This is a genomic window from Sulfitobacter geojensis (assembly GCF_000622325.1).
Lineage (GTDB): Bacteria > Pseudomonadota > Alphaproteobacteria > Rhodobacterales > Rhodobacteraceae > Sulfitobacter > Sulfitobacter geojensis.
In genome coordinates, this window is record NZ_JASE01000005.1 from 3177350 (window position 1) to 3194250 (window position 16901).

Annotated in this window: 14 protein-coding genes and 1 tRNA gene; 11 read left to right on the forward strand and 4 right to left on the reverse strand. The window is 58.5% G+C overall.

Features of this window, described 5'->3' with window-relative positions; all coding sequences use genetic code 11:
- Positions 1 to 3 precede the first annotated feature (3 nt).
- The 6 genes from Z947_RS0117445 to Z947_RS0117470 all read left to right on the forward strand — a co-directional run bounded on the left by Z947_RS0117445 (position 4) and on the right by Z947_RS0117470 (position 6132).
- The gene (locus Z947_RS0117445) at positions 4 to 783 is read left to right on the forward strand and encodes a phosphonate ABC transporter ATP-binding protein (RefSeq protein ID WP_240477545.1); all 780 of its coding nucleotides are present in this window, start codon (positions 4 to 6) and stop codon (positions 781 to 783) included.
- Positions 776 to 1609, forward strand: a complete 834-nt coding sequence (gene phnE, locus Z947_RS0117450; RefSeq protein ID WP_025045568.1) for a phosphonate ABC transporter, permease protein PhnE — start codon at positions 776 to 778, stop codon at positions 1607 to 1609. The genes Z947_RS0117445 and phnE overlap by 8 nt, the downstream gene beginning before the upstream one ends.
- Positions 1606 to 2250 (forward strand): class I SAM-dependent methyltransferase, encoded by a 645-nt coding sequence (locus Z947_RS0117455; protein ID WP_025045569.1) that lies wholly within the window; start codon positions 1606 to 1608, stop codon positions 2248 to 2250. Before phnE ends, Z947_RS0117455 begins: the two co-directional genes overlap by 4 nt.
- Positions 2251 to 3456, forward strand: coding sequence for an alpha-D-ribose 1-methylphosphonate 5-triphosphate diphosphatase (locus Z947_RS0117460; RefSeq protein ID WP_025045570.1), 1206 nt, complete (start codon positions 2251 to 2253; stop codon positions 3454 to 3456).
- A complete protein-coding gene (locus Z947_RS0117465; RefSeq protein WP_025045571.1) occupies positions 3453 to 4664 on the forward strand; it encodes an MFS transporter in 1212 nt (403 codons plus the stop codon). The genes Z947_RS0117460 and Z947_RS0117465 overlap by 4 nt, the downstream gene beginning before the upstream one ends.
- 277 nt (positions 4665 to 4941) lie before the next feature.
- Positions 4942 to 6132, forward strand: a complete 1191-nt coding sequence (locus tag Z947_RS0117470; RefSeq protein ID WP_025045572.1) for a hypothetical protein — start codon at positions 4942 to 4944, stop codon at positions 6130 to 6132.
- 191 nt (positions 6133 to 6323) lie between these two features.
- On the opposite strand, the gene Z947_RS0117475 is transcribed toward Z947_RS0117470, so the two are convergent.
- Complete coding sequence (locus Z947_RS0117475; RefSeq protein ID WP_025045573.1) at positions 6324 to 7331, reverse strand: LacI family DNA-binding transcriptional regulator; 1008 nt, start codon at positions 7329 to 7331, stop codon at positions 6324 to 6326.
- A 130-nt stretch (positions 7332 to 7461) separates the two neighbouring features.
- On the opposite strand from Z947_RS0117475, the gene Z947_RS0117480 reads away from it, so the two are divergent.
- From Z947_RS0117480 to Z947_RS0117500, 5 genes are read left to right on the forward strand one after another with little or no spacing between them, the layout of a single operon-like run.
- Positions 7462 to 8520, forward strand: coding sequence for a sugar phosphate isomerase/epimerase family protein (locus tag Z947_RS0117480; RefSeq protein ID WP_025045574.1), 1059 nt, complete (start codon positions 7462 to 7464; stop codon positions 8518 to 8520).
- Positions 8517 to 9674, forward strand: a complete 1158-nt coding sequence (locus Z947_RS0117485; protein WP_025045575.1) for a Gfo/Idh/MocA family protein — start codon at positions 8517 to 8519, stop codon at positions 9672 to 9674. The genes Z947_RS0117480 and Z947_RS0117485 overlap by 4 nt, the downstream gene beginning before the upstream one ends.
- Positions 9671 to 11170 carry a sugar ABC transporter ATP-binding protein gene (locus tag Z947_RS0117490; protein WP_025045576.1) on the forward strand — a complete coding sequence of 500 codons (1500 nt, stop codon included), beginning with the start codon at positions 9671 to 9673 and terminating at the stop codon, positions 11168 to 11170. Before Z947_RS0117485 ends, Z947_RS0117490 begins: the two co-directional genes overlap by 4 nt.
- Positions 11167 to 12168, forward strand: a complete 1002-nt coding sequence (locus tag Z947_RS0117495) for an ABC transporter permease (protein WP_025045577.1) — start codon at positions 11167 to 11169, stop codon at positions 12166 to 12168. The genes Z947_RS0117490 and Z947_RS0117495 overlap by 4 nt, the downstream gene beginning before the upstream one ends.
- A gap of 26 nt (positions 12169 to 12194) precedes the next feature.
- A complete protein-coding gene (locus Z947_RS0117500) occupies positions 12195 to 13148 on the forward strand; it encodes an ABC transporter substrate-binding protein (RefSeq protein ID WP_025045578.1) in 954 nt (317 codons plus the stop codon).
- A gap of 311 nt (positions 13149 to 13459) precedes the next feature.
- On the opposite strand, the gene Z947_RS0117505 is transcribed toward Z947_RS0117500, so the two are convergent.
- The 3 genes from Z947_RS0117505 to Z947_RS0117515 form a co-directional block, all read right to left on the reverse strand.
- Entirely contained in the window at positions 13460 to 15415 is a 1956-nt protein-coding gene (locus Z947_RS0117505) for a bifunctional 2',3'-cyclic-nucleotide 2'-phosphodiesterase/3'-nucleotidase (protein WP_025045579.1), read from the reverse strand.
- Positions 15416 to 16098: 683 nt separating this feature from the next.
- Positions 16099 to 16740 carry a PAQR family membrane homeostasis protein TrhA gene (trhA, locus tag Z947_RS0117510; RefSeq protein WP_025045580.1) on the reverse strand — a complete coding sequence of 214 codons (642 nt, stop codon included), beginning with the start codon at positions 16738 to 16740 and terminating at the stop codon, positions 16099 to 16101.
- A 28-nt stretch (positions 16741 to 16768) separates the two neighbouring features.
- A tRNA-Phe gene (locus tag Z947_RS0117515) sits at positions 16769 to 16843 on the reverse strand.
- Between the last annotated feature and the right edge of the window lie 58 nt (positions 16844 to 16901).

The following is a 16901-nucleotide window of genomic DNA, read 5'->3' on the forward strand; positions in this document are numbered from 1 at the left end:
GATGTGCCGTCTGAGCAGACCGGGGCAATTTTCGCCCCGGTTCTGCCCGTCGATATCGAAGCACGCGATATCTCCAAGACGTTTGGAGCGGTGCCCATTCTTTCCAATGTCAGCTTCCGCCTTGCACGTGGGGAGGCGACAGCGCTTGTGGGGGCCAACGGCACCGGAAAATCGACCCTGCTGCGTTGTCTCATGGGGTTGATCCCGACCTCCGACGGCAGCGTGCATTTGCTGGGACAGCAGACGAATAAAGCAACTGTACAAGAAATGCGCAACATCCGCACCCAAGTCGGGCTCGTCTCCCAGAAACACAATCTGGTGCCCCGCCTGTCTGTGCTCTCGAATGTGGTACACGGTTTGCTGGGCAAGCATCCCGGCCCACGCCATTGGAGCCACGCGCTGGCCCCGAAAGCCTCCAGAGAAGCAGCCATGCGGGCGCTGGAGCGTGTTGGCCTTGCCGATTTCGCGCATCGACGCGCAGATCGACTGTCGGGCGGACAATCGCAGCGCGTGGCCATTGCCCGCGCTATCGTGGGTGCGCCCAAGGTGCTTTTTGCGGATGAGCCTTGCGCGTCACTTGACCCCAGTGCCGGCGAAGACGTGATGGAATTGTTCTTCCGGCTGGTGCGGGATGAAAATGTAACCGTCGTCTTTACCTCGCATAACATTGAACACGCATTGAAATATGGCGACCGCGTACTTGGCCTTGCGCAAGGGCGCGTTCAGCTTGATGCGACAGCGGCTTCGCTGAAACCCGCCGACCTTAGAGGCCTTTATGACTGATACCGCGCCTTCCCCGAACGAAGCGGCCCGTTTTGAACTGGCGCGGTTCGAGCGGCCCTCTGCCCTCAGCTTTCTGGGTTATGCGCTTGGGCTTATCATCATCTTCTGGTGCCTCGCCGGTGCAGGCTTTTCGCTTGAAAAAGTAGCCAGTTCCCCGCCCCGCTTTGCCGATTTCGCCGCGCGGGCCTTCCCGCCGAACCTTGATCCGCAGGTGCTGGCGCGGCTGGGATGGAAAATGGTCGAAACCTTACAGATCGCCGTGGCGGGGGCCGTGATCGGTGTCATCCTTTCAGTGCCCGTCGCGCTGTTGGCCGCGAAAGGGCTGATCGCCGGACCTTTGGTAAACCAGATCCTGCGCACCGCCCTGAGCTTTATCCGGGCGGTTCCAGACATCGCCTGGGCATTGGTTTTCGTTGTGGCTGTGGGCCTTGGCCCCTTTGCAGGGATGCTGGCCATCGTGATCGACACAATCGGATTTTGCGGACGCTTTTTCGCCGACGACATGGAAGCGACCGACAAAGGCCCCGCTGAAAGCCTAACGGCCACGGGCGCGCGAAAGCTCGATGTTGTGGCATGTGCCACGGTTCCGGGCAGCTTGCCTGCGTTCATTTCCACCTCGCTTTTTGCCTTGGAAAAAGCCGTCCGTTCGTCGACGATCCTTGGACTTGTCGGTGCGGGTGGGATCGGGATCGAGCTGAAAGTCGGGTTTGACCTTTTTGATTACCCCACCGCGATGACCGTGATCCTGATGATTGCCGTTGTTGTCATCGGGATCGAACTGGTCAGCGGCTGGGCCCGCACCAAAATTATCGGAGAGCAACGGTGAAACCGGATACCGCAGACCAGCATTGGAACGATCAATGGCAATCTATCGAGGAAAACAGCAAGTGGTTGGTGCCCGAAAAAGACGTGCAAGCGTGGGCGGCTGGTCTGGCGAAGGGCGCGCGCATTCTTGATCTGGGGGCCGGTGTCGGGCGTCACGCACTTTGGCTGACGGCGCAAGGATTTGACGTGGTCGCGTTGGACGCCGCGCCCGGCGGGCTGGCAGAGATTGAAAAGGCTGGGGGTGTGAGTACTGTTCTGGCACGAATGGATAAGTTACCGTTCGCGGATCATGCCTTTGACCACGTGCTCAGCTGGAACGTGATCTACCACGGCGACGAAGACATCCTGCTGCGCACGATTGCCGAAATGCGTCGCGTGCTAAAGCCCGGCGGCAGTTTTATGGGCACCATGCTGTCAAAACGGCGCCTGCCACATGAGCAGGCAAACTACGCAGGGCGCGAAATCAGCCGCAACACCTGGGTTTTTGATGCGCCCGGTACGGATAAAATGCACCCGCACTACTTTTGCGCGGCGGCCGATCTGCTGGCCCTGTTTTCGGGCTTCGAATGCCTGAAACTTGAAGACCGCGAGCACGAAAAGCCGGGAAGCTACCACTGGCATTTGAGAATGGAACGACTTTGAATGTTTACCTTTGAAGGCGCACAGGTTTACCTGCCTGACGAAATCGCCGAGACAACCGTCACTGTTTCCAACGGCCAGATCATGGAAATTGGCGGGCCCGCGCAGGGTGACGTGATTGACGCCCGCGGATTGATATTGGCCCCCGCCCTGATCGACGTGCACGGCGATGCGTTCGAACGCCAACTGATGCCCCGTCCCGGTGTTTTTTTTCCAACCGAAACGGCGCTGATCGATACGGATCGCCAACTTGCAACCAACGGCATTGCCACCGCCTATCATGCCATCACACTGGGATGGGAGCCGGGGTTGCGCGATGTAGCACGGGGCCGCGACCTTATGCAGACCATGCGCGATCTGGCCGCGCGGCTGACTGTGGAAAACCGCGTACAGCTCCGGTGGGAAACCTTCGCATTCGAGGCTTTGGACGTCATTGAATGGGCGTTGAAAGGGCCACTTTTGCCGTCTGTCGCATTTAATGATCATACTTCGATGACCATGCGGGCCTATGACGTGCCAATCCAGGACCGCGCATTTGAGCTGTCGCCGGATTTTTCAATTGCGTCGCTGGATGACGCGCGCATGAAAAAGCGCACCGCGTCCAAAGCCCATCGCGCAGGACTGAGCGAGGAAGATTACGTCGCCCTTCTGGGGCGCGTCTGGGAACGGCGTGACGAGGTGCCAAAGACGATTTCGCAGGTCGCACAGTTGGCCCGTACAGCCGGCGCGCCCATGTTGAGCCACGATGATACGCGGGCAGAAACCCGCGCCTATTTCCGCGCGCTTGGTGCGCAAGTCGCCGAGTTCCCGATGGTGATCGAGGCGGCAGAGGCTGCCCGAAAAGGCGGTGATCCAATTATCTTTGGCGCGCCAAACGCCGCACGCGGCGGGAGCCACATCGGCTCGCTTGGTGCGGGCGATATGGTTGAAGCGGGTCTGTGCGATGCGCTTGCATCGGATTATTTCTATCCTGCCATGCTGGCCGCAGTTGACAAGCTTGAAGCAGAGCGCCGTGCGGACCGCCTTGCGCTTTGGTCTCTCGTCTCTTCGGGCCCCGCACGGGCGATGGGCCTGTCGGATCGGGGCGACATCAAGGTTGGCAAACGCGCGGACCTTGTTCTGGTGGATTGGCCCGACGGTTCGGCTCCTGCCATTCAGGGAACATGGGTTGCCGGGCGGTGCGCCTATCGTGGTATCCCCGCTGGATGAGGTTTGCGCGACTGAACCGCGACTACCTTCCGGCTATTGGGCTCGGCGTCACGCAGATCATGGGTTACGGCACGTTGATGTATGCCTATGCGGTGCTTCTGCCGGAAATGGCCAAGGATCTGGGCCTGACCCTGTCAGAGGTCTTTGGCATTTTGTCGCTAGGGCTTTTCTTTGGCGGTCTGGCCTCCCCCATTGCAGGAAAGCTGGTGGACCGCTGTGGCGGTCGCTGGGTGATGACACTGGGCTCAATCGTGGCCAGCCTTGCGCTGATGGCGATGAGCCAGATCGAAGCGCGGTTCGGATTATTTGTGATGATACTTCTGGCCGAAGGCGCGGGCATGTTTGTGCTCTATAACGTGGCCTTTGCCAGTGTCGCGCGATTGGATCTGCGCGTTCTGCCGCAACGCTCCATTTCTGTCATCACGCTGTTTGGCGGGGTGGCCTCGACCATTTTCTGGCCACTCACGCTCGGGTTGTTTAACCGGTTTGGCTGGGAAACAACCTGGGTCATCCTAGGCTTTAGCGCATTGTTGATCTGCACACCGATCCACTTTTTCGTCTTGCGCGGCCCCGAACGCGCCGCCAATGGGCCCAAGCCTGACAATGCGCCGGACTGGCCCGAACTTACCGGACGCCTGCGCAAACAGGCCATGCTATGGATGGTCATTTCATTCATATTCTCAGGCTACCTGATGGGCGCAGTCATGACACTTTGGGTAACCAATGCTCAGGATCTGGGCCACACGGCCGTCATGGCAGCCGTTGCCGGTGCTCTCATCGGCCCGTTCAAGACGGTGGGCCGGTTTTTTGAGATGTTGGTCAGTCGCAACATGTACCCGCTGGTGACCTATGCGCTTAGCCTCGGCCTGATGTTCTCCGGTTTTATTGCCCTGTTGACCTTCGGGTTCACGTTCAGCGGACTTCTGGTTGCGGCGGCACTTTACGGCATGGGCGACGGCATCAAAACCATCGCGCGCGGCACCCTGCCTTTGGCGCTCTTTGGTGAGAAAGGGTACGGCGCAAGACTTGGGTGGATCTCCTTCGTACAAATGGGGATCAACGCCTCCGCCCCATTTGTTTTTGCATGGCTGACACAGGCCTTTGGGGGCTGGTGGTCTTTTGCCGTCATGGCCTTGTGTCTTTGCTTTGCCATCGCAACCTACACTTTGATCCCCGACCCCAGAAATTACAAAGACGTCCCCGCCTAAAACCGCCGCGTACCGTAAAAGGCCTGAAATTGTGGATAAAACCGGTCGTAGGGTTTAGGCCCCGTCGCTCAACCGGATCGCCTGATGAAAGAAAGCGCCCAGACCGAACAGACGAAAGATCGCCAGTCCCAAGCTTTGTCCGCAGTGTGTCGATGCGCCCAATGCCTGCTGTTGCCGACGCAGCGAAAGGCAACTGTGCGACCGGCGATACGCACCCAAAAACTGCTTTCGGATTTGGGGTGTTACTCTGACACAAAGCACGTGTAATTCTTGCACCATGTTGAACGCGCTTATCCTCGCAACCGTCACTTTAGCTGGGGCGGTATTAATCTGGCCTCGCCTCTCCAACGCGAAAATCTGGCGTGCGACCATTACCCCGTTGGCGTCGATAATCGGCAGCGGATTTCTGGTTTTGGGGCCGATCCTTGATGTCAGCTTCGGCGGCTTTGCCCCCCTTGTGATGGTAGGCCTATGTGCGGTGGCTTATCTTTTTGGCAGTGCGATCAGATTCAACATCGCGGACATTGACCGGCAGGCACCCTCAGTCCCGGTCGTTAACGCGCTTGAGGTGCTGTCCTCTTGCGTCCTTGCCTTCGCGTTCGTGGTTTCCGTTGCTTTCTACCTCAACCTGTTCGGGGCATTCGGCGTAAGTTTGACGCAGTTGAACGACGTCTTCCACGCCAACATGCTGACCAGTTCGGTGTTCCTGCTGATCCTCTTTACGGGCCTGACGCGCGGCTTTTCAGCGCTTGAACGGATGGAACAGGTTTCGGTTGGTTTGAAGCTGGCCATCATCGCAGGCCTGTTGCTTGGCCTTGCTGTTCATTTTGGGGACGTGACAAGGCAACACGCGCTACAGTTTGATGCACCGCAGGTCACCGGCTGGGCGGCGCTTACGCTTATGGCCGGATTGATCGTTACCGTCCAAGGATTTGAAACATCGCGCTATCTGGGCGGCACATATGATGCCGCCATGCGTGTCAGGTCCATGCGCCTGGCCCAGTTACTATCCACTGGCATCTACTGCCTGTACGTTGCGTTGTTAACCTACGCATTCGACTCCGATCCCCTTACTTTGGACGAAACCGCGATCATCGACCTGATGGAGGTCGTCGCCCCGATCCTGCCTTTGCTTCTGGTCGCAGCCGCCCTGAGCGCCCAGTTCAGTGCCGCGATTGCAGATACGAACGGATCCGGCGGCCTGATTGCCGAGGTAAGCAAAGGTGTTGTCTCCGAAAAGCTTGCCTATGCTTTTCTGGTTGGTATCGGGCTTGTGCTCACCTGGACGGCCAATATCTTCGAGATCATCAGCTATGCGTCTCGGGCGTTCGCGCTTTATTATGCGCTACAATCCGCGATCGCTACAATCCGTGCGGCAAGGTCCGGCTATCCTGTGCGAACAGCTGTCTTTGCGATGTTGGCTGTACTCGGGTTCATTATCGCAATGTTTGGCGCGCCGGTTGAATGAAGGGCAGATATTGGTGCATCGCGGATGCGTCAAATACTCAAGCGCAGCGTACAATACCGTTTTGCATCATCCCTCGTAGACTGCGCCTCGCGGCCGTTTCACGATCCGGCCTTTAACATTGGAAGGGTCTTAGCATGCCGTCCAGTTTCCCCAGAAAAGTTCAAACCGAACGCTACAGGCCGAAACGAAAGCTACTCTGCAATTCGGGCGACGCTTTCGCGGATCACGAACTCGACATCAATCTGTTCTGAGGGGCCGGTAAGCGCTCCTGCCTCGATCATCCCCAGCAACATTTCCGCCGCGCGCACTCCGATTTCTGTGCGCGGTTGTCGTATGGTGGTCAAAGCGGGCGTCAGGTGTCCGACCATTTCAATATTGTCAAAACCGATAATCGACACATCGTCGGGGACACGCACGCCGGCGTGCTGTGCCGCGCCCATGAACCCCACTGCCATTTCATCCGACGCACAGAAAACCGCTGTGGGCCGGTCATCCAGACCAAGCCATTGTCGTGCTGCTGCACGGCCCGAATCCATGCTGAAGTCGCCATCGAAGATCCAGTCGTCATGCAAGGCCATCCCCCGCGCCATCATTGCGGCAACAAAACCGTCGTGGCGCGCTTTGGTCAAAACGTTGCTCTGCGGCCCCGTGATATGGCCGATCTTGCGATGCCCCATCTGCACCAGATGCGCGATGGCCATGTCGACACCGCGCGCATTGTCTACGCGCAGCGATGGCAGATCACGGCCCATCCATTCACAAGCCATTAGAACAGGCGGGCGGCCCGCCACATCAAGCACCGCTGCATTCAGCGTGCCATCAAGCAGGATCAACCCATCCGCCTGCCCCGAACGCAGGTAATAGGCCAGCCGTTCGTCTGGATCTGGTCCCGATTGGGTATCGGCGACCAGCAGGCCCAGTTGCGCCTTGGTCAGCACCGATGAAATACCCGCGAGAATCTGAGAAAAGAACGGATTGGCCAGATTCGGAATCAAGGCGATCACACTGCCTGCCCGCTGCCTGCGCAGGTTCGATGCGGTGGCATTCAGCCTGTATCCCGTGGCCTCGACAGCACCCAAAACCGCCTCTCGCGTGGCGCGGGCAACCACGGATGGCTTGGACAATGTCCGGCTGACCGTCGCGGTGGAAACCCCGGCCGCGCGTGCAACGTCCTGAATTGTTGCGGTTCTTTGCTTCATGGAGCCTCCTACGAAAGTCCCCCTAACATGACCATAAAGAAAATGGTTGTAAACGATTGCAACGTTTGCCAAGCTGCCATGCAAACGATTACATCGACAGCGCCACGGGAGAGGCGCTTGGGAGGACAGCATGAAGACATTACAGGGGCCAGCCCTGTTCCTGGCGCAATTCGCCGGGGACACAGCGCCGTTCAACACGTGGAAAGGCATCACCAAATGGGCAGCCGATTGCGGGTATATCGGTGTTCAGGTGCCCAGTTGGGAATCTCGCTTTATCGACCTCGACCAAGCTGCCGTGAGCCGCGATTACTGCGATGAATGGAAAGGTCAGGCCGCGGAAAACGGCATTACCGTCACTGAATTGTCCTGCCACCTGCAAGGTCAGTTGGTCGCGGTCCACCCCGCTTATGACATCGCATTTGACGGCTTCGCCGCGCCCGAGGCGCGCAACGACCCTGCGGCCCGCCAAGCATGGGCCGTTTCGCAGGTCGAAAAGACCATTCGCGCCTCGCGCAATCTTGGACTCAGCGCAGTCGGCACTTTCTCCGGCGCGCTCGCTTGGCCCTATCTTTACCCCTGGCCGCAACGTCCCGCCGGTCTGGTAGAGGCCGCGTTTGATGAACTGGCCAAACGCTGGCGTCCCCTACTCGATCTGTCGGAGGAAAACGGCGTTGATCTGTGCTACGAGATCCACCCCGGAGAAGACCTGCACGATGGTGTGACATTCGAAATGTTTCTGGATCGGGTCGACAACCATGCCCGCGCCAAAATGCTTTATGATCCCAGCCATTATGTTCTGCAATGCCTTGATTACCTTGATAATATAGACATCTACGCGGATCGCATTGGTATGTTCCATGTCAAGGATGCCGAATTCAACCCGACCGGACGGCAAGGTGTTTATGGCGGCTACCAGTCATGGGTGAACCGCGCCGGACGTTTCCGCAGCCTCGGTGACGGGCAAGTTGATTTCGGTGCCGTGTTTTCCAAACTCGCCGCCGCTGATTTTGAGGGTTGGGCGGTTGTCGAATGGGAATGCGCGCTGAAACATCCCGAAGACGGCGCACGCGAGGGGGCGGCCTTTGTCCGTGATCACATCATCCGCGTAACGCCCCACGCCTTTGACGATTTCGCCGCCGGCGGCACGGATGACGCCGCCAATCGCCGGATGCTGGGGTTGGACAGATGACCCGTTTCGCAGGCCGACAAGGACCGATCCGGCTGGGCATGGTGGGCGGTGGCCAGGGCGCAATGATCGGCGCGGTTCACCGTTTAGCCGCACGGCTTGATGGTCATTACGAACTGGTTGCGGGGGCTTTGTCCTCCACCGCTGAAAAATCCCGCGCGTCGGCCCGCGAGGTGGGGCTGGCACCGGACCGCAGCTATGATGACTTTAAGCAAATGGCCATCCGCGAGGCACGGCTTAAGGACGGGATCGAGGCGGTCGCCATCGTCACCCCCAATCACATGCACCTGCCTGTTGCGCGCGAATTCCTTAAACGCGGTATTCACGTGATCTGCGACAAGCCCCTTACCGGGACGATGAGCGATGCGAAAAAGATGCAGGCGGCAGCGGAGAAATCCGACGCTCTGTTTGTCCTGACCCATAATTACAGCGGCTATCCGATGGTGCGCGAGGCCCGCGCATTGATTGCCAGCGGCAAACTGGGCGATATCCGTTTGGTGCAGGTCGAATACGCGCAAGACTGGCTGGCTGAAGCGCCAGCGCCCGACAATAAACAAGCATCATGGCGCACCGACCCTGCCCGCAGCGGCGTTGGTGGTGCCACGGGCGATATCGGCACGCACGCCTGGCAACTGGCAGGTTTTGTCACAGGCTTGAAGCCGCAGGCACTGGCCGCCGATTTGCAGAGTTTCGTGCCGGGCCGGACGCTTGATGACAATGCCCATGTCATGCTGCGCTTTCACGGCGGCGCACGCGGCATGCTGTGGTGTTCGCAGGTTGCCGCAGGCGAAGAAAACGGTCTGCGCCTGCGGGTGTACGGCAGCAAGGCCGGCCTGTGCTGGCAGCAGGAAAACCCCAATGTGCTTCAAATGACCCCGCTCGGCGGCCCGGCCACCCTTTTGACCCGCGCATCCCGCGCCACGGGACATGAATCGCGCCGCCTGACCCGCATTGCGCCGGGCCACCCCGAAGGCTTTTTCGAAGCATTCGGCAATATCTATGCCGAGGCGGCACAAGCGATCCGCGCCCATCGCAGCGGCGCGCCTGTGCCGGACGACGTGACATTTCCGGGCATCGAAGATGGTATCGCAGGCGTTGCCTTTGTCGACGCCTGCGTGCGCTCGTCAAACAAGAACGCCGCGTGGGTGACGCTATGACGGCCGTGTTATCCGCCCAGAACATCACCCGCAGCTTTGGCCCGATCAAAGTGCTACACGGCGTTGATTTCGACCTTCATGCCGGACAGGTTCACGCCCTGATCGGTGAAAACGGTGCCGGTAAATCCACGATGATGAAGATCCTCGGTGGCTACCTTGCGCCGACAACGGGCGCACTGCACCTTGATGGCCAGCCCGTGGATTTCAGCGACCAAAAACAGGCCGAGGCGGCAGGCGTCCTGATGATCCATCAGGAATTCAACCTCGCTCTGCAACTGACGGTGGAAGAAAACATCTTTCTTGGCCGCGAAAAACGCCGTGGCATGTTTCTGGACCACAAGGCGATGCGGGACGAGGCCCGCGATCTGTTGGCGCGGTTGAACTGCCATGTCGATCCGCGCACCCGTGTGCGTGACCTGTCGGTGCCCAACCGGCAAATGGTCGAAATCGCCCGTGCACTGGGGCGCAACGCCCGTGTGTTGATCATGGATGAACCCACCGCGGTGTTGACCAATCGCGAGACCGACATCTTGCTGGAACAGATCAACCGCCTGCGCGACAGCGGCACCGCCATCCTTTATACCTCGCACAAGCTGGACGAGATCAGCCGCATCGCCGATCACGTCAGCGTCTTGCGCGACGGCCATCCCGTTCTGTCACGCGCCGCCGCAGGCTTTAGCGAAGATGCGATGGCCGAAGCGATGGTTGGCCGCGAGATCAGCGATCTGTTCCCCGCCAAACCGGTCCCGCAAGACGAGGTGGTACTTGAGGTCGAAAACCTTACCGTGACGGGGCTGGTACGTGATGCGTCGTTCACACTGAGACGGGGCGAGGTGTTGGGTTTTGCTGGGTTGGTCGGTGCCGGACGCACGGAACTTATGGAAGGCATCGTGGGCCTACGCCCCACCACCGGACAGGTCCGCGTGATGGGCAACCCGCTTAAACCCGGATCGGTGCTGGCAGCGCGCGAGGCCGGTCTGGTCTACCTGACCGAAGACCGTAAGGAAAAGGGCCTGTTGCTAGGCAAGAACCTGACCGAAAACCTGACGCTGCTGGCGTTGGACCGGTTTGGCCACCTGCGCATCGACAAACGCGCCGAAGCGCGCAGCCTGACCCGCGCGATCGAAGAATTCGACATCCGAGTAAAGGACCGCGATATGGCCGCGGGCAGCCTGTCGGGGGGCAACCAGCAAAAACTGCTGCTGGCCAAAACCATGCTTGCCGAACCCGACATCGTAATCATTGACGAACCCACGCGCGGGATCGACATCGGCACCAAACAACAGATCTACGATTTCATCGCCGCCCTCGCCGGACAGGGCAAAAGCGTGATCGTCGTGTCCTCCGAACTGCCCGAGGTCATCGGGCTGGCATCACGCGTGGTCGTCATGGGGCGCGGACATATCGCCACCGAACTGACCGGCAAGGAAATCACCGAAGACGCCATTCTGCGCCATGCAATGGGCGTGTCAACTGACCGAAAGGAAAGCGCATGAGCGACGCAACCGCAAACGCCACGGACGCACCGCGCCGCGGGATCAATCTACATGTCTTGGGCCCCGTCCTTGCGCTGATCGCGCTGATCGTGCTGGGGGCCATGCTGAACAGCAATTTCCTGAGCTACGGCAATATTACCAACGTGTTGGCGCGGTCAGCCTTTATCGGGATTATCGCGGTGGGCATGACCTTTGTCATCTCGGCAGGTGGCATTGACCTGTCTGTCGGCTCGATGGCGGCTTTTGTTGCCGGGGTGATGATCATGTCGATGAACGCGCTCATCCCGTCACTGGGCGTTGGCGTGCCGCTGGTGATGGCCGGTATGGTCGTCGCGATTTTTGCGGGCTGCGCGGCGGGGTTGCTCAATGGGTTTCTGATCTCAAAGGTCGGGATCGAAGCGTTCATCGTCACCCTCGGCTCAATGGGTGTTTACCGCAGCCTGACCACCTGGCTGGCAGATGGCGGCACGCTGTCGCTCGATTTCGCCGCGCGCAGCTTCTATCGGCCCGTCTATTACGAAGGGTTTCTTGGCATAAGCTGGCCGATCATCGTTTTTGCCATCGTGGCGATCCTTGGTGAACTGGTGATGCGTCACACCCCCTTTGGCCGCCACTGCGCCGCCTTGGGCGCGAACGAACAGGTCGCCCAGTATTCCGCGATCAAGGTCGACCGCGTGCGCATGGCGACATACGTCTTGCTCGGCTGTCTCGTTGGTCTTGCCATCATCATGTATGTGCCGCGCCTTGGCTCGGCATCGGGCTCCACCGGCGTCTTGTGGGAGCTTGAGGCCATCGCGGCCGTCATCATTGGCGGCACCGTCCTAAAGGGCGGATTTGGCCGGGTCTGGGGGACCGTCGTCGGTGTCCTGATCCTTAGCCTCATCGACAATATTCTGAACCTCGCCTCGATCGTATCGCCCTATCTCAACGGCGCGATCCAAGGGGTCATCGTCATTCTGGCTGTGGTGCTACAGCGGGAAGGAAAGTCCGCGAAATGAGCGGCAATTTTGGGAGAGAGAACATTATGAAACGCAGAAATATCCTCAAAGGTGCAGCACTTGGCCTTGCCCTCATGGCAGGGCCGGTGGCAGCGCAGGACGACAGCTATACCATCGGCGTGGCGATCCCTTCGGCGACGCACGGCTTTATGGGCGGTCTGAATTATCACGCACAGGCCTCGATCGAACGGCTCGAAGCCACCTATCCACAACTGTCCTTCGTGCTCGCCACTGCCGGTGACGCGGGCAAAATGGTCAACGACATCGAAGACATGGTCGCAACCCGCGACATTGATGCACTTGTCGTGCTGCCCTTTGAATCCGAACCGCTGACATCGCCTGTTCAGGCCGTCAAGGAACAGGGCATCTGGGTCACTGTTGTCGACCGCGGCCTGTCAGTGCCGGGGATCGAAGACCTTTATGTGGCGGGCGACAACACCGGCTTTGGCCGGGTCGCGGGTGAATACTTTGCCGAAACCCTGAACGAAGGCGACAACATCGTCGTGCTGCGCGGCATTCCCACCACGCTGGATAACGAACGCGTTGACGCTTTTCAGGCCGCGATCGACGGGTCGGGCATCAACGTTCTGGACATGCAGCATGGCAACTGGAACCGCGACGATGCCTTTAACGTGATGCAGGATTTCCTGTCGAAATACCCCGACATCGACGCGGTGTGGGCGGCAGATGATGACATGGCCGTCGGCGTCCTTGAAGCAATCGCACAGGCCGACCGCAGCGAAGAAATGTGGGTTGTCGGTGGTGCCGGGATGAAAGAGATCATCAAACGCATCATGGACGGCGATCCGCAACTGCCGGTCAACGTGACCTACCCGCCGGCCCAGATTGCCACTGCAATTGAAATGACGGCGCTTGGTCTGGTGTCCAACACCCCTGTCGCGGGTCGTTTCATCATCGGCAGCCAGATCATCACCCCTGAAAACGCGGCAAAGTTCTATTTCCCCGACAGCCCGTTCTGATCGAAACCTTAATGTAAAAAACGGCCCGAAGTACTTTTCGGGCCGTTTGTCGTTGTACCGCAATCCGAACGATGAGACCCCGCCGGTGACGCCTCCGTACGCTGTTGGCATCGTCAGCATTACCGCCCTAATCTCAGCGCGGCAGCGCAGCTTTCCTCGGCAGGACTTTAGAACAGATGTACTGCGTGTTGTAAGTTTGTGTCCCGTTCAGCCGATAAAGCCGCCATTCTGAACGCATCCAAGAACGGCGGCTTTTTGATCGGCTATGCTGCGAAGCTAAGCGCGTTTGTTGCGCGGTTGAACGCGCCCGCTCAAAGCGTGATGCGGAAACGGGTAAAACCGTCCGGGCCTTCGCCCGCTTCCTCGATATCGATATCCACCTGATCCAGATAAGCGCTGGCCGCAGGTCCTGTGTCGAAAAGGACGGTGGTGCCCGCCATCGGCGCAAATGACCAGTTGCCGTCCGCGCGCGGGCTGATCGTGCCTTTTTCCACGATGTAGCGCACGATCACGTCGCGGTTTGTGTCTGGTCCTTCAAACACTGTCGTCTCGGCACTGGCACCGGGGAAGCTGCCGCCCCCGCCCGCACGATAGTTATTTGTGGCGATGATAAACTCCGCATCCATGTCCAGCGGCGCACCGTTGTAGGTCAGGTTGACGATGCGGTTGGCGTTTTCGTCCATCAACACGCCCTTTGGATCAAATTTCGAGGGCTGCGAGAGGTCGATCTGATACTCGACCCCATCAATGACATCGAAATTGTAGCTTGGGAATGCCGGGTTGAGCAGAACAACATCTTGCGCCCCGGGAGAGACCTGATTGAAAATTCCCGCCGAGCGTTCCAGCCAATCCTTTACCTGCTGGCCGGTAACCCGCACGGCGCGCGCGGTATTTGGATAAAGATACAGGTCCGAAACGTTCTTGATCGCCACGTCCCCTTTTGGAACATCGGTAAAGTACTCTGGGCCGCCCCTGCCGCCAGCTTTAAAAGGGGCCGCGGCGGATAGAATGGGCAAGCCTTCATGCTCAGTCCCTTTCATCATCTGCTCGATATACCAAAGCTGCGCAATCGACACGATCTGGACCGAAGGGTCGTCCGCAACCAGCGCAAAATAGCTGTGCAGCGGGGCATCGGTTTTACCAACGGCGCGGCGCACATAGGCCAATGTCTCGTCATGCTCGGCCTGGACCGAAGCCAAAACAGTCTCGTCGCTTTCAACGAGAGCAGTCGTGGACCTGTCTTCGTTCCGTTTTGAAATGGGCCGTGCTTCGGATACAGCAGACACAACACGCCATTCATTGCCGTCTTTTTCGATCAAGAGATCAATCAGCCCCATATGGCTGCCCCAGAAACCGCCCATGGTCGCTGGTGTCCCCATCAAAGTGCCCGCATCTACATCCGCGCCCGCAAAATCCGCATAACCCGGTGACGGGAAAACAAGGTGGCTGTGACCGGTCAGAATGGCATCGACACCGTCGAGGCCGGCCAGTGGCACAGCAGCGTTTTCCATCCCGTCGCTGGCATCCGCGGCACCGATGCCGGAATGTGAGAGCACAACGATAATGTCTGCACCTTGCTCCTTCATTTGAGGGATGTAAGCTTTCGCCGTTTCGAGGATGTCACGTGCCTGGACTTTGCCTTCGAGATGACGGCGGTCCCAGTTCATGACCTGTGGCGGTGTAAAGCCGATCAAGCCAACCTTTATCGGCTGCTCGATACCTGCCCCGTCGGTGACGGTGTGATCAAGAATGACGTAAGGCGGGATCAGGGTTTTGTCCTTGGTCGGATCGCTGACGAGTTCCAAGGCGACGTTCGCATTCACAACCGGGAAATCAGCACCCGCCAGTGCCTTCATCAGGAAATCGAGGCCATAGTTGAATTCGTGATTGCCCAGCGTCGAGGCATCAAAACCAAGGGTATTCATCGCCGCAATGACAGGATGCATATCGCCGTCCTTCATGCCCCGTTCATAAGCGATGTAGTCGCCCATCGGGTTTCCCTGCAAAAAGTCACCATTGTCGATCAGTAACGAATTTGATGCCTCATCGCGGATGCCCTTGATCAACGAGGCCGTGCGGGCCAACCCGACAGTGTCGCGGGGTTTATCGGCATAGTAGTCGTAAGGGAAAACGTGAACATGCAGGTCAGTGGTTTCCATAATCCGCAAATGAGCCTGATTGGTGGCTGCATTCGCGGAAAACGGATGCAGGGCAATAAATCCTGCGGTGCTTGCGAGAAAGGCGCGACGGTCGAGCGTGATAGGCATGATCTTGATTCCCTGTTTCTGATTTCGTTTGTTCAAAGCATGCGTGTGTGACGGTGTGATGTCACCCTAGAGATCTTGTATTTTTGTTTTTGCGCTGAACCACAAGTCTCGTTTCAGGGCTGGTGCCCGGGTACGCAAACCGGTGCCTTCATTATCAAATCCTGACGGCCATTCTCGCCTTGGGGCACGTCCGAGAAACTTGTGAAATCGAATATTCTGGGGCCGTAGTTACCTTCAAACCGGTCGCAGCGATCTTAGTTATCAGACCCCACTGCTCCGGCGAAACGTTACTTCAAAGCGGTCGCCGCACGGCGCATGAAATCGGTAAAGGCAGCGTCCCTCGCGGAATTATCCAAAGGTCGTTAGATCGTCGCTTCGGCAGTTGAACGATTGCCACGTCCCGCTTGCCGGAAAAGACATCAACGCCGGATTTGGGCGATATTGTATATCCCACCCCCTGCGCCACCGGAGTGTTGCCGACGGCAGATCGCATCGGGTTCGAACTTTTTAAGTTTGAAGACCATGAGGCACCGGAAGGCAACTCTAACTACCGGCACCACGACACGTTTCGGCTTCGCGGTTGCGCGCAAAGTCTGTCCATATCGCGCCGAAATCAACGACCGGCCAGTCTCGGCGCATGGTCCGACCCAGCGATCGGTCAGCAGGCTCCGAACTTGCCGCGGTTACCCAAGTACGGCCAGCCATACCCCGATGAACATAAATACCCCGCCAAAATTGACCCAAGCGTGCCACACAGCGTACCGGAACGGCATGGCCTTCTGAGTGTAAAATGCCGTTCCAATAACATAGCACAGAGCCCCCGCTCCGATGCATCCAAGCGTCCCAAAGGGTACATCTGTAAGATCCGGCAAAGCACAAAGACCGATGGCCCCCAGCCCCAGATATGACGCCGTAGACCAGCGCGACTTGACGCTTTCGTCTGTTATCTTCTTCCAGACCGCGACAATTGTTAGGCTCCAACACACCAAAAGCAGCGTCATGGTCCATGCTGTGCCCGCCTGAACGAAAAAAGGTGTGAATGTACCTGAAATGCTCGGATAAATCGCGGCGTGATCGATCCGTCGCAAAAGTGTGCGCTGATCATGCCAGTGCGAGAAGTGATAAAAGAACGACGCTATATTAGACGCCAGTGCACACAGAATATAGACGATGATCGCGGCGAAGGGCCAAGGGTCTACCCGACCGACCGATTTGGTGAGGAGCAAACCGCCGGCGACCAGTATCAAGGCAAGGCCGACACAATGCACGACCAAGTCCGCTCTGCGGTGCTTTGGCTTCGAACTGGGAAACGTCAGCTCTGCCACACGAAGCCTGTCATATATTCTGTAAAAGTGGTGCCCGGGGGCGGAATCGAACCACCGACACGAGGATTTTCAATCCACTGCTCTACCCCTGAGCTACCCAGGCACGGGACACCAAATCGTTGGTGGGGTGTGGGCGTTCTAGGGGGTTGCGAGCGGGGTGT